Source organism: Bacillus sp. T2.9-1 (genome assembly GCF_950097965.1).
Taxonomy (GTDB): Bacteria; Bacillota; Bacilli; order Bacillales; family Cytobacillaceae; genus Niallia; species Niallia hominis.
This window is the reverse complement of the sequence record NZ_CATNHG010000096.1, coordinates 1-13,571: the sequence shown is the minus strand read 5'-3', so window position 1 is coordinate 13,571 and position 13,571 is coordinate 1. Positions and strand designations below refer to the sequence as shown.

The window sequence follows — 13,571 nt, the reverse complement described above, 5'->3', positions numbered from 1 at the left end:
AGGTAAGGAGAACATTAAATGAAAATATTAATCGTAGAAGATAACAAACTGTTACTCGATTCTTTAAAAACAATTCTGGAAACAGAATACACCGTAGATATTGCAGATAACGGCGAAGATGGTATGTTCTTTGCAGGGCAGAATATATATGACCTGATTATCTTGGATGTGATGCTTCCACATGTGAATGGTTTTGATATTGTTAAACATATTAGAAAAGAGAAAATTAAAACACCAGTATTATTTTTAACTGCGAAGGATTCACTTGAAGATAGAGTAAAAGGCTTGGAATTTGGAGGAGATGATTATCTCGTTAAGCCATTTCAAACACCGGAACTTCAAGCAAGAATTAAAGCATTGTTAAGAAGAAGTGGAGCTCTTGATTTAGATGAGGGCATCAAGTATAAGGGAATCATACTAACAGGGAAAGAAAATGATATTTTAGTAAACGATAATCCAATCAAGTTAACCATAAAGCAGTATGAATTATTGGAATATCTTATTCAAAATAATGGAAAAATAGTAACGAAGGAACAAATTTTTGATCGGATTTGGGGGTTTGATTCAGATACAACGATTGCCATTGTGGAAGTCTTTATTCATCAGATTCGAAAGAAATTAGAACCATTTGATTATCATAAAGATATTCAAACTGTCCGAGGTGTCGGTTATATTTTGAAGGATTACTAAGGGGTAAAGTATATACATGTTTCGTAAAACAAGAATTAATCTAACCATTTTAAATTCGATTGTCTTTATTCTGCTAATGGCTATTATAGGTTATACCATATATCTATTTACGGAAAAGCAAACCTATCGTGAGGTCAATATGTCTCTTTATAATGGTATTGAAGATCTGAAGCGAATGGGTGAAAGAGATGGACGTGGTCCTATTCCAATGGTAGGTCCTAAATTAATGCTTATCCAGTGGAATAGTACCGGAGAAATTGAAGGAATCTCGGAAAACTCAATTATAGATTATACGGAGGAAGAGAAATATTTAAAACCGAATTCCATCAATATTTTAGAAAAGAAAACGTCGTCAGAAGGATTACAGTTTCAAACTATTTCTACTAATATAGAGATTAATGGAGAAACAAAGACAATTCAAATAATCAGGAATATTGATTCTGAGGAGAGTATGTTAGAACAGCTAATAATCATCATGACTGTTGGCATAAGTATTGGTAGCATATTTGCTGTAATTGCTGGTTATTTTTTGGCAGGGAGAGCTTTAATCCCTATCCAGCGATCATGGGAGGCCCAGCAACAATTTGTGTCTGATGCTTCACATGAATTAAGGACACCTTTAGCTGTTATCCAGTCACGTGCAGATGTGCTTTTTCAAAAACCGGAAGCAACTATTCAGGAAAGAGCATTGGATATCTCTGTTATTTCAAAAGAAACAAGAAGATTGAGTAAACTTGTAACAAATTTACTCACTTTGGCTCGATCGGATTCAAATCAAGTAGAAATAGTGAAAACGCAATTTGCTTTAGAGGAAGTAATCCATGATGTTGTTAATCAATATGCAGATATCGCTGATTTTCAAGGAAAAAAAATTTATGCCACTGTAAAAAACAAGATTTCGTTTATTGGTGATAAGGAACGAATACATCAATTGCTTGTTATTCTTGTGGATAATAGTATGAAGTATACGATGGAAGGTGGAGAGATTCAACTACTTGCGATGGAAAAGGCTAATTCGGTTATAATTCAAGTAAAGGATACGGGGATTGGTATTCCTAAAGAAGAAACTTCGAAAATCTTTAACCGTTTTTATCAAGTAGAACAATCAAGAACGAATCGAGAAGGGACAGGTTTAGGTCTTTCCATTGCAAAATGGATTGTTGAAAAACATGATGGTACGATAAAGGTAGATAGTACATTAGAAGTTGGGACGACGTTTGAAATTAATTTTCCTAAATAAAACTGGCTTGTTTCAAAGCATCTTTGGAACAAGCCAGTTTTTATGTTGCGTTATTATTTTCATTCTTTCATATCTTTAGAAAGAAAGCCCTGTTGTTTGATCATTTTTGCGTTACTAGGGTAATAGGGTTTGTCGTAGAAATTAGCAATTCGATTTGTCCATCCTACTGGTGCTTCTCCTCTATCTTTTAAATATTCTTTATAAGTAGCATTATATTCTTCAATAATAGCTTGTTGCTTTTTATTGTATTTTTCTTCATGAAGAACACTTTGTAATGGTAATCTAGGTTTTAGGCCTGGATCACCATCTGGATAACCGACGCAAAGTCCTGCGATGGGAATGACATAGGTAGGAAGCTCTAAAAATTCAATTACCTCTAAAGCGTTTCGACGAATACCGCCTATTGGAACAGTGCCTAAGCCAAGTGATTCAGCAGCCGTAATGGCATTTTGCATGGCAAGCCCCACATCAGTAGCACCAATTAAAATGGTGTCCACATCTTCAATTGCTTTAAATTCCTTTCCCTCCATTTCACTTGCTAATTTAGCTCGGTAGAAATCGGCACAAAAAACAAGGAAGGCAGGAGCATTTTCTACATGTTTTTGATTCCCGCATAACGCTGCTAATTTTTTCTTTCTCTCTACATCACGAACAAGGATAGCTGTAACATGCTGTCCATTTGTCCAAGAAGGAGCACTTTGAGCTGTTTCCATGATCAATTGTAGTGTTTCTAAAGTCACTTCCTTATCTTGATACGTACGATAAGAACGATGATTTTTTAAAAGTTGTATAGTTTCATTCATTTCTTGATACTCCTTTTGCAATATTTTCTTCCTATTTTAGCATAGGATAAAGAAGGAATCTCTTCTAGACAACTCTATGATAATAAAAGAGAAAAGGGTGAAGCCAAATTACCTATTATACGAAGAGACTGGGAAATAAGCATTTCAACCAACAACAAACACAAATTTTTATGCAAATAATTCGCATAAAAATTTGTGTTTGTTGTTTTAAAAAAAGGTTTAAGAAACGAAGTGTATGGAGCGAAGGACGCTCGACTCCGGCGGGAAATAGAGGCGCTTTAGACCCCGCAGCGTATGCGAGTAGACTCAGCTTCCTCCCCGGCGCATCAGCGTCTGTAGCGCAATGGAACGACTTAGTTTTTACACTTGACTATATATAAAAACATGGATACCATCATGAGAAAGTAGCTATTATTTAATAGCTGAATTAGAGATTGTTCATCTTTAAAGATTAGTTATTTAGTTTTGTCCCAGCCTCATTTCCTATAAAAGAGACTCTGCACCATCAATATAAATTTCTGTGCCTGTAATATGGTTAGATAAATCAGAGCTTAAAAAATATACTAAATCGGCCACTTGCTGTGCACTGCCTGATTCATTGGATAGTGGTTGATTCCCTTCAGGATATTCAACAGGTATCGTTATTTCTGTTAAGTGTTTCTCATCTTTAAATGTATTTTTTTCAATATTTGTATCTATTGCGCCAGGGCAAATCATATTTACTCGAATTTTAAATTGTGCTAATTCAAGTGCAGCCATTTTTCCGAATGCGACTTGGCCAGCTTTTGAGGTACTGTAAGCAGACATTCCAAAGTTCTTAAAAATACGATTTCCATTTATACTACTTGTAATAATAATACTTCCGCCATTTGTTTTCATATAAGGAATACTATATTTAACCGTTAAAAAGGTGCTTTTCAGATTTGTGTCTATCGTGTTATCCCATTCGGATGGTGTAAGATCTTCGATGGATGAAACGGCGCCATTAATACCAGCATTAATAAAAACGGTATCTAATTTATCCCATTTCTTAACCGTTTCATCAATAGCTCGTTGAATAGAAGTAGGATCAGCCACATTTGCTTCGATGGATATAGCTTCTTGCCCTTTATCATTAATGGAATTTTTCACTTCTTCTAAATCGTCAGCATTTAAGTCAACTAAAGCTACTTTCATCCCTTTATTTGCAAGTGAGAGTGCTGCTGCTTTTCCAATGCCTGAAGCTGCTCCCGTAATAAGTGCTACTTTATTTTTGAGGTCTGTCATTTTTGTATCCTCCTTGATAAATATCAATTACGATATTGTTTAGTATGATAGCGATAAGATACTAATATCCATTTTTTCCAAAGTAGAAACTTTTTTACTGCCAGTAGTAGAAAAAAGTGGATGGCAATCCTATATTTTCGAATTAATGCAACAAATTAGGTAATATGGATATAAAGGAGATGATTTTGATGAAGGCAATGGTAATAGAAAAATTTGGGGAGTCATCAGTATTTAAATTAAAGGAAATAGATACAAAAAGACTATTTCCTGGCCAAGTACGAATAAAAGTAAAGGCAACAAGTGTGAATCCCATTGATATTAAAGTTCGAATTGGTGCTGTACCAGGCGTTTCTCCATCCTTTCCAGCAGTATTGCATGGGGATGTTGCTGGGGTCATTGAGGAAGTAGGAGAGGGAGTAGAGTCCTTTCAAGTAGGGGACGAAGTATATGGATGTGCAGGTGGCTTCAAGGGGCTAGATGGAGCATTGGTAGAGTATATGATTGCTGATTCATCCGTTTTAGCACATAAACCACAAAATATTACTATGGAAGAAGCTGCAGCACTCCCTCTTGTTGGAATTACGGCATGGGAGTCATTATTTACAAAAGGTGATTTAAAAAAAGGAGATACTATCCTTATCCATGGTGGTGCAGGAGGCGTTGGCCATATTGCAATCCAGTTAGCTAAGTGGATGGGAGCAACTGTTTTTACAACTGCTTCATCCATTGAAAAACAAACAGTCGCAAAAGAATTAGGAGCTGATTATATCATTCCTTATCGAGAAGTGTCTGTAAAAGAGTATGTTGAAAAGTACACAGATGGGAAAGGATTTTCATTAGTTTTTGATACAGTAGGTGGTGATAATCTCGATCGTTCTTTTGAGGCAGCTTCCTTAAATGGTACAGTATTAACTATCGCTGCCAGGTCTACACATGATTTGACTCCTTTACATTCGAAATCACTTTCCCTACATGTTATCTTTATGCTTCTGAAACTCCTTGATGAGGAGAAGCGTTTTGAACATGGAGATATCTTGCGAAATATCACTAAAGTGATAGAAGAAAATCGTTTAAAGCCACTACTTGATAAAAAGACCTTTTCTTTCGAGGAAGTAGGAGAAGCACATGAATATTTAGAGTCGGGGAAGGCAGTAGGAAAAGTAGTTCTTGTAAATAAATGGTAGTGTGTATTGAGGTGTAGCTTCGTATAAAAAACCAGATAGACATCCAAAATACAAACGAAGCATATAGGAAGGAGGAATAAAGGTGAGCTTTCAAAAGCCAAACCCCGATAATCGTTCTGATAATGTAGAAAAATTGCAGGACATGGTACAAAACACAATGGATAATATTAATAAAGCGGAAGAAACAATGGTTAATGCAAGTCCAGACGAGAAAGAAATGATTCAACAGAAAAATAAACGAAGAGAAGCTGCTGTAGAATCCTTCAAAGAAGAGATACAAGATGAAGCATCAAATAGAGAAAATGGCTATCAGTAAGTAAAACAATATGTTTTGTTAAAAGCAGGCTACACAAGGTTCTGACGATAAAAGCAAAGTGTTAGAAAAATTCTTGTTAATAAATGGGGATTGCTAATCATTAGCTTTGTTAGTTAGAAATACTTTGATGTAGCCATTTTTATTTGTATTTGTGGCAATTTGTACATTTTCGTTTATTTTACTGATGTAAATCGATTTTCATAGTAAAATACAAATGTAAGGAATATTATTTAGGAGAACATGAAGATGAAATCGGTTATTACTGGGATGGGGATAATAGGAGCGGGTTTTTCCAATATAAAAGAGTATACCACTGTACTTAAAAATAATAAAAGTATGTTAAAGCAGGAAGAATATGAAGGGAAATACATATATACTGGTAGGGTGCATGAAGAACAATTAATTAAGTTAAGTAGAAAGCAAGAAAAAATGTCTAAACCTGTACGTATGCTTCTACAAGCATGTAACGAAGCAATAGAGCAATCAAAAATTAATGTTAGGGATTATCGAACAGCAGTAATCGTTGGTTCTTCAGCAGGGGGCTTAGCAGATATTAGTAAAGCTGCTATTTCTTCAGAAAAAGGAAAAAGGCTTTCTCCTTATACAATTGGAAACATGAATGCTAATTCTTTATCCTCAAGCATTAGTGCTTATTTGGAAATAAACGGTTTATCATTATCGTTGGCAAATAGTTGTACATCGGGTATAGATGCTTTAAATCTAGCGAGAATATTAATTGAATCCAATCAAATAGATGTTTGTATAGTTGGTGCTAGTGATGAGTCTGTTTGTGACACTGTTATAAAAGGGTTTCTACCCCAGCGTGTTTTACAATCTGAAGAACATCCTCAACCCCTATTTGGACCATTTTCAGGAGGAAAAGGATTTTCAATCTCAGAAGGTGCTGGCGTGTTAATTGTGGAAAATGAACAAATTGCCATACAAAGAAATGCCTCTATATTAGGGAAAGTAGATGCTACTTGTGTAACACAGGATGCCGTTTCGCCCTATCAATCAGATTCAACAGGTTTGCTCATGCAAAAGGCAGTTGCTGAATGTCTTCAAGAGAATATGCCAACGTATATAAATAGTCAAGCTTTAGGTATATTGGAAAATGACCATATTGAAATAGGAGTTTATCAACGTTTTTTTGAAACGAATCAGATTCCGATTACATCTATTAAAGGAACAGTTGGCCATGCAATGGGAGCTTCTCCACTCTTTCAAATAATTGCATCATTAATAAGCATAAGTAATCGGTTTATACCAGCAACTATTAGCGCAGAAATAGATGCATATTATTGGAATTACCCAATAAATACAATGTTATTAGAACAAGAGATTGATCGGGTTTTAATAACAGCACACGGTTACGGAGGTAATAATGGGTGCGCTATGATAGCGAAAGGAGGAGCATAGTGTGGAAGCTATATTATTATTGATGGTTTCGTTAGTTCCACTCATTATTTCTGTGACGATAATTTTTTATTCACAGTCTCAGTTAACAAAGGCCTTATCGCTATTTTTATGTATGTTAGCTTTCTGGCAAATGGATATTGCTGTATTATATGCAGTAGATTTTTTGAAGCAGGAAACAATTGAACTTTTATTTAAAATATTTAGACTTGGAACTATCTGCATAATGCCAGTCATGTATTATTTTTCTTATTATTTAGTAAGCGAAAATAAAGAATTTAAACGATTTAGATTTGTGTTTAATAAGCCGTTTTTATACGTAATAATCATCTACAGTTTATTTGCATATTTTATTAATTTTACCAGCCTTGGCATTAAAGATTTTGTAGTAATAGAGGGTAATTGGCTTTCCTCCGAATATGTTCTTCCGATTTATGGGGAATGGAATATACTATTTATAATTAATATTGTCTTATTATATTTAAATACGATTATTTTATTGATCATTTCTTTTAAAATTAGAGATCCAATCTATAAAAGTTTTTATATAAAGTTTGTGATTGCTGTATTAATTATCTATATAAATGGTGTTTTTAGTGGTTATATTTTTATACCGCTGTTTTTTTCTAGTTTTAACTCATTAATTGCAGCAGTTATTTTATTCTTAAGTTTTTTCCAGATGCAATCAACACATATGAATATTATGAATATGGAGCTGTCGAGGCAAAGTGAATTATTAGAAGCGATTATGGATATAAACCCTAATTATCTATTAGTTAAGAATGGGAAAGATCAGATAGTCAAAATGAATCCTTCTTTCTTACATCTACTTTCATTAGAAAACAAGGTTTGGTTAGGTCAACCATTTTCTTATATTACAGATCGCATTAACATGGAAACAGAGAAACCTTATCGCTTTGTAGACAGTAGAGGGAAAAACTACTTTCTGATTTGGGGAAAAAAAGAACTTATACATAGTACTGGGGAAGAATATCATATTTATTTTGGTAATGACATTACGGATCAAAAGCATAATGAACAACTGATGATCTCTTCTGAGAAATTAAAAGTGGTAGGCGAGATGGCAGCAAGTGTCGCGCATGAAATCCGAAATCCTTTGACGACCATCAGAGGTTTTATTCAGCTACTCAAGGAGAAGAATGATGCTTCTGGTTATGAAACGATTTTAATTGAAGAAATTGATCGAATTAATGAAGTCTTAAAGGAATTGCTTATACTAAGTAAGCCAGAGGCGAAAGAAAATGAAAATAATATTCTGCCATTAACGAAAGTCTTTATGGAATTGAAAAATATTAAAGTTTTATTTCAAGCCCTGGCTAATGAACAAAATAAAGAGATTATTGTAGAAACTAGGAAGGATCAAGAATTAATAGCATCAATTGATAATTCCCAGTTTAAACAAGTAATGCTGAATATATTGAAAAATAGTATGGAGGCGATTTCGCCACAAACAGGTAAAGTAAAAGTTATTCTTGATCAGAAAAAGGATAATTGTCGAATTAGAATAATTGATAATGGTGATGGAATAAGTAAAGAAAGGCTAGCAAGAATAGGAGAACCTTACTATACAAGTAAAGAAAAAGGAACTGGTATAGGTTTAACAATTTGTTTAAAACTTCTTAAACAAAATAATGGAGATATGGTAGTGAAGAGTAAAGAGGGATGGGGTACAGTCGTAACCATTATGTTACCGTGTTATCATTAAACGATTATCCAGGGAAGGCAAGAAGTGAAAATGGGTTTTTTCTTTAATATTGTTTCTTTTCAAATTATTGATTACAAGATGGAATGATGCTTCAGACTGCAGTATTTCAAAACTCGTTAGCTTTACTAGAAGAATAAATAGCATAAAAAAAGGATATTTGAAGGGGAAAGCCCCTTTAAATATCCGCTTTTACAATTATTTAAGATAATCGATTACTATAATCTTCAAACACAAATTGGCGAACAACTTTTATTCCTTCTTCTTCATTATAGGAAGCTATAGAAGGTAAATTAACACCGTTAAACATATGGTTTTTTACCATAGTGTAGTGAGCCATGTCGCAGAAGACAATTTTATCGCCAGGCTTTAATGGCTTTTTGAAAGAATAATCGCCAATGACATCTCCAGCTAAACACGTCATTCCGCCGAGTCTATAGGTATATTCATTTTCACCAGGCGTTCCAGCATCAATAATATTCGGTCGATATGGCATTTCAAGCACATCTGGCATATGACATGTTGCTGATGTATCAAGAATAGCAATATCCATTCCATTATGAACAATATCAAGGACAGTGGATACTAAGTAACCTGTATTCAAAGCAATAGCTTCACCTGGTTCTAAATAAACATCTACATTATATTTTTCTTTTATAAATAATATAGATTCTACTAAGGTTTCAATATCATAATCTGGTCGTGTAATATGATGTCCTCCTCCAAAGTTGATCCATTTCATTTTCTTTATATGTTCACCGAACTTCTCATCAACTACTTTTATCGTACGCTTTAAAGTATCAGAATTTTGTTCACACATTGTATGAAAATGAAGCCCGTCTATTCCATCTAATTCTTCTGGATTAAAGTTATCCATAGTTATACCAAAGCGAGAGTAAGGAGCACAAGGATTATAAAGCTGTGTTTCTATCTCTGAGTATTCAGGATTAATTCGAAGACCTACATCAATTTTCTTTCCAGCGTTTTGAACCTTATCTTTAAATCGATTCCATTGGCTGTGTGAATTAAAAACGATATGGTCTGTATATTGAAGTAATTCATCGAACTCACTCTCAGCATATGCAGGTGCATACGCATGCACTTCTTTGCCCATTTTTTCATACCCAAGTCTAGCTTCAAATAATGAACTTGATGTTACCCCTGCTAAGTATTTTCCTACTAGAGGAAATACAGAGTGCATGGAAAAACCTTTTAATGCAAGCAGAATTTTTGCACCTGTTCGCTCTTGTACAGACTGTAAAATTTCTAAATTTCTCGTTAAAAGACGCTCGTCCACTACATAACTTGGGGATGGAGCTTGTGTAAAGTCAATCTTTTTCATTTCATTCCTCTCAATCTATAAGAGTTGGAGAGAAGTTCTCCTGCCATGGTAATCCATATTTATTTAATGCATCCATGAATGGATCTGGATCAAATTCCTCAACATTGTATACTCCTGGGCGCTTCCATTGGCCTTTCATAATCAGCATTGCCCCAATCATTGCTGGAACACCAGTAGTATAAGAAATTGCTTGAGATCCTACTTCACGATAACACTCTTGGTGATCGCAAATATTATATACATAATAAGTTTTTGGCTTTCCATCTTTTGTACCTTGAATGATACAGCCGATATTTGTTTTCCCTTTTGTTCTAGGTCCAAGAGAAGCTGGATCTGGAAGGATTTCTTTTAAGAACTGAAGCGGGATAATTTCTTTACCTTCATAATTAATTGGTTCAATAGATGTCATTCCAACATTTTCAAGAACCTTTAAGTGGTTTAGATAATTATCAGAGAAAGTCATCCAGAAACGGATTCTCTTAAGTCCCTTAATGTTTACAGCTAATGATTCTAATTCTTCATGATATAAAAGATAAATGTTTTTTGGACCAATTTGATCTAAATCATATTCTCTTTTTTCAGAAAGAGGTGGTGTCTCAACCCACTTGCCTTTTTCCCAATATCTTCCGTTCGCTGTGATTTCGCGAATGTTGATTTCTGGATTAAAGTTGGTAGCGAATGGATAGCCGTGATCTCCACCATTCGCATCGACAATATCAATATAATTAATCTCATCGAAATGATGCTTTTGTGCATAAGCAGTGAAAACACCTGTTACCCCTGGATCAAATCCACTTCCAAGTAAGGCAGTTAGACCAGCTTCTTCAAACTTTTGTTTATATTCCCATTGCCATTTATATTCAAATTTAGCTGTTTCAGGTGGTTCATAGTTTGCAGTATCTAAGTAATGTACACCAGTAGCAAGACAAGCATCCATTATAGTCAAGTCTTGATATGGTAATGCAACATTGATTACTATTTCTGGATTAAAGCTATTGATTAACTCAATCACTTCTTGTGTATTATCAGCATCGACTTGAGCAACTGAAACCTTTGTTTTGCCACCGTCAATTTTATCTTTAATTGCTTCACACTTAGAAAGTGTTCTGCTTGCAATACAAATTTCTTCGAATACATCCGGTACTTGACAGCATTTATGTGCAACAACACTAGCTACTCCACCAGCACCAATAATTAATGCTTTTCCCAACATGAATTACCTCCTTTAATACTACCTAAAAAAATTCAATAAGGCTGATTATACATAATGTGCGTAAAATAATCTATATAATCCAGTAAAATATAAAAAAATTTTAATGAAATTTAATTGATAGGAAATACAATTGTAAAAATAGGGAAGATTAGGAGGTTGAAATCTTAAATCAATTGATCAATTTGGAGGAAGAAGAGAAAGTGAAATTCAATTAATTAAGCTAACTATTGATAATAGACACAAAAAAACGACTATGATAGTCGTGTGTTTAAAACAGAATGGTGGAGACTATCGGGATCGAACCGACGACCTCTTGCATGCCATGCAAGCGCTCTCCCAGCTGAGCTAAGCCCCCAATTATAATGTTAATCTACATATATTATACAAAAATAGGCAGAAACTTCAAGTCTAAAAATTGAACTTAATCTATCTTTTTGATAAAGCTACACACTTCGGTAGATGGAATAAACAAAAACGGTAGGAATTACTTAAATAAGTGAATTCTTGTAAATTTAATTAAAAAGGGCAAATGCTGCAAATCTAAAAGGAACATATTATAGATAATACATGGGTTAAAACTATAAATGAAAATATAGATATTTGTTTTAATAGCTCACTTGGCATCCCCTTTTTCTGACTTTAGAGTAGGATAATATAGCATTTAGTTAATTCCTTTAAATAAATAGCATTCATTTAAAGAAAAAAATTCCGAGAAAACAACAAATTTTTTTCACTCGAAGAATAAATAAGTCTTATAGCTTAGTACTAGATGCCGAGTATCTTGTTTTATCTTCACATTATAGCCTCCTATTAGATTTATTACCGTAAGGCTCTTCTGTGAATTTCACCGTACATTTCCTAATAAAAGGTTTTGAACATCTTTAAAAAATCCCAAACAATTATACGAACCTCCTATTCATTGGCATCTTCGTATAATTATTTGGGATTATTGTATGCTGGAATATTTTTGTCCAAGCAACTTTCTTTTTTTAGTATTAAGGAATATGAAATTAATTTAAACTTTCAATTTCAATTTCTTTTACACCATTAATTTCGGAAATCTCTTTATATACTTCGGTCACTTCTCTTTTTTGATTAACAATTAATATAAGGTAGATAGAATGCTCACCAGTTTCTAAATCTTTTATCCTTAAATGCTTTATTCCTGTTTTTAAACTTTGAATTGCTTTTATAATAGTAGTTACATTTTCTTTTTGATGGGCTTTTAATTTCACTTTAATTTCTTTTTCTCTTAGTTGGCGAGGACCAATCGTGCTCATAAAGATGGGTACGAATTTTACGCTGATTAATAGAAGTGTCACTCCAATAAGAGCTTCTATATAATATCCTGCTCCAACCGCGATTCCAATTCCACCTGCTCCCCAAATCAAAGCAGCGGTCGTTAAACCGGAAATACTATCATTTCCTCTTCTTAGAATAACCCCTGCACCTAAAAATCCAATACCGGAAACTATTTGAGCTGGCAAGCGCAAAGGATCCATTTGGATATTAACCTGATCGCTCCCTGGGAATTTATAAGCTGCTTCGATTGAGATAATAGTTAATAAGCAGCTCACAATACTTATTACAAGACTTGTCTTTAGACCAACTGGTTTCCGTTTGATTTCTCTTTCTAAGCCAATGATTAATCCAAGACCGGCAGAAATGCCTATTTTTAATAAAAAATCAATATTGATATCCATAACGTTCCATCTCCTGCTATTAGTTAGTATGGTAAGCTCTCCTTATTACCGAATAAGTAAATGGATGAAATTTTTTAAAGGAAACAGGAAATAAAACAAAGTGTATTCTTTTAATGAATTATAGTGGTGAAATCTATTAGAAAAAATCCTAACGTATAATATCCTTAAAACGTAATTAGTAAACACCCAATAATACTAATTAAGTGTATGTTAGAAAGGGAAAAAAATTCTTTGTAATGGAGGATAATCCGTCTTTTTTTAGTAACTTATAAAAAAAGTTTAAAAAAGTATTGACCTCAATATTAGAATGGTGTTATATTTATATCCGTCGCTGAAACAACAAGAAATGTTGAAGTTAACGGCGGGAAAAGTTTTTTGAAAAAAACTATTGACATTGAATGTTGATAGGTGGTATATTAGGAAAGTCGCCTCTTGAGTGGCTAACTAAATTGCTCTTTGAAAACTGAACGAACAAACGTCAATAATAATCATTTTATAATGAACATTATAGAATGACAACAAGTAATAAAAAGCTAGAGTTTAGCATTTGAGCTAATCAACTCTTTATTGGAGAGTTTGATCCTGGCTCAGGACGAACGCTGGCGGCGTGCCTAATACATGCAAGTCGAGCGGACTTTAAAAGCTTGCTTTTAAAGTTAGCGGCGGACGGGTGAG

At 33.9% G+C, this 13,571-nt stretch carries 11 protein-coding genes, 1 tRNA gene and 1 rRNA gene; 7 read left to right on the top strand and 6 right to left on the bottom strand.

Annotated elements, in window-relative coordinates; translation table 11 throughout:
* Positions 1-18: 18 nt before the first annotated feature.
* Positions 19-690, top strand: a complete 672-nt coding sequence (locus QQZ16_RS13050) for a response regulator transcription factor (RefSeq protein WP_031536966.1) — start codon at positions 19-21, stop codon at positions 688-690.
* Between the two features lie 16 nt (positions 691-706).
* On the top strand, positions 707-1,930 hold the full coding sequence (locus tag QQZ16_RS13045; protein WP_031536967.1) for a sensor histidine kinase: 1,224 nt from the start codon (positions 707-709) through the stop codon (positions 1,928-1,930).
* A 59-nt stretch (positions 1,931-1,989) separates the two neighbouring features.
* Here the strand turns inward: QQZ16_RS13045 and QQZ16_RS13040 are convergent, their stop codons facing one another.
* The gene (locus QQZ16_RS13040) at positions 1,990-2,733 is read right to left on the bottom strand and encodes an NADPH-dependent oxidoreductase (protein WP_031536968.1); all 744 of its coding nucleotides are present in this window, start codon (positions 2,731-2,733) and stop codon (positions 1,990-1,992) included.
* Between the two features lie 483 nt (positions 2,734-3,216).
* Complete coding sequence (locus QQZ16_RS13035; RefSeq protein WP_031536969.1) at positions 3,217-3,999, bottom strand: SDR family oxidoreductase; 783 nt, start codon at positions 3,997-3,999, stop codon at positions 3,217-3,219.
* Positions 4,000-4,187: 188 nt separating this feature from the next.
* Here QQZ16_RS13035 and QQZ16_RS13030 point away from each other — a divergent pair, with 188 nt between their 5' ends.
* From QQZ16_RS13030 to QQZ16_RS13015, 4 genes are all read left to right on the top strand, one after another.
* Positions 4,188-5,183 carry a zinc-dependent alcohol dehydrogenase family protein gene (locus QQZ16_RS13030; RefSeq protein WP_031536970.1) on the top strand — a complete coding sequence of 332 codons (996 nt, stop codon included), beginning with the start codon at positions 4,188-4,190 and terminating at the stop codon, positions 5,181-5,183.
* 76 nt (positions 5,184-5,259) lie between these two features.
* Positions 5,260-5,499: a small acid-soluble spore protein Tlp gene (gene tlp / locus QQZ16_RS13025; protein ID WP_192840957.1), complete on the top strand. Its 240-nt coding sequence runs from the start codon at positions 5,260-5,262 to the stop codon at positions 5,497-5,499.
* 246 nt (positions 5,500-5,745) lie between these two features.
* Complete coding sequence (locus tag QQZ16_RS13020) at positions 5,746-6,918, top strand: beta-ketoacyl synthase N-terminal-like domain-containing protein (protein WP_031536973.1); 1,173 nt, start codon at positions 5,746-5,748, stop codon at positions 6,916-6,918.
* A 1-nt stretch (position 6,919) separates the two neighbouring features.
* The gene (locus QQZ16_RS13015; RefSeq protein ID WP_048718415.1) at positions 6,920-8,641 is read left to right on the top strand and encodes an ATP-binding protein; all 1,722 of its coding nucleotides are present in this window, start codon (positions 6,920-6,922) and stop codon (positions 8,639-8,641) included.
* Positions 8,642-8,840: 199 nt separating this feature from the next.
* Here QQZ16_RS13015 and nspC read toward each other — a convergent pair whose 3' ends face one another.
* From nspC to QQZ16_RS12995, 4 genes are all read right to left on the bottom strand, one after another.
* Complete coding sequence (nspC, locus tag QQZ16_RS13010; RefSeq protein WP_031536975.1) at positions 8,841-9,980, bottom strand: carboxynorspermidine decarboxylase; 1,140 nt, start codon at positions 9,978-9,980, stop codon at positions 8,841-8,843.
* A gap of 10 nt (positions 9,981-9,990) precedes the next feature.
* The gene (locus QQZ16_RS13005; protein WP_031536976.1) at positions 9,991-11,190 is read right to left on the bottom strand and encodes a saccharopine dehydrogenase family protein; all 1,200 of its coding nucleotides are present in this window, start codon (positions 11,188-11,190) and stop codon (positions 9,991-9,993) included.
* A 282-nt stretch (positions 11,191-11,472) separates the two neighbouring features.
* A tRNA-Ala gene (locus QQZ16_RS13000) sits at positions 11,473-11,548 on the bottom strand.
* Between the two features lie 655 nt (positions 11,549-12,203).
* Complete coding sequence (locus tag QQZ16_RS12995) at positions 12,204-12,896, bottom strand: MgtC/SapB family protein (protein ID WP_031536977.1); 693 nt, start codon at positions 12,894-12,896, stop codon at positions 12,204-12,206.
* Between the two features lie 564 nt (positions 12,897-13,460).
* Between QQZ16_RS12995 and QQZ16_RS12990 the strand changes: the two genes are divergently transcribed.
* Positions 13,461-13,571 (top strand): 16S ribosomal RNA (locus tag QQZ16_RS12990); the annotation flags it as partial.

Bases quoted from the DNA above. Each gene is read 5' to 3' on its own strand.
- QQZ16_RS13050 (WP_031536966.1), top strand. From the start codon at position 19: ATGAAAATATTAATCGTAGAAGATAACAAACTGTTACTCGATTCTTTA.
- QQZ16_RS13045 (WP_031536967.1), top strand. From the start codon at position 707: ATGTTTCGTAAAACAAGAATTAATCTAACCATTTTAAATTCGATTGTC.
- QQZ16_RS13040 (WP_031536968.1), bottom strand. From the start codon at position 2,733: ATGAATGAAACTATACAACTTTTAAAAAATCATCGTTCTTATCGTACG.
- QQZ16_RS13035 (WP_031536969.1), bottom strand. From the start codon at position 3,999: ATGACAGACCTCAAAAATAAAGTAGCACTTATTACGGGAGCAGCTTCA.
- QQZ16_RS13030 (WP_031536970.1), top strand. From the start codon at position 4,188: ATGAAGGCAATGGTAATAGAAAAATTTGGGGAGTCATCAGTATTTAAA.
- QQZ16_RS13020 (WP_031536973.1), top strand. From the start codon at position 5,746: ATGAAATCGGTTATTACTGGGATGGGGATAATAGGAGCGGGTTTTTCC.
- nspC (WP_031536975.1), bottom strand. From the start codon at position 9,980: ATGAAAAAGATTGACTTTACACAAGCTCCATCCCCAAGTTATGTAGTG.
- QQZ16_RS12995 (WP_031536977.1), bottom strand. From the start codon at position 12,896: ATGGATATCAATATTGATTTTTTATTAAAAATAGGCATTTCTGCCGGT.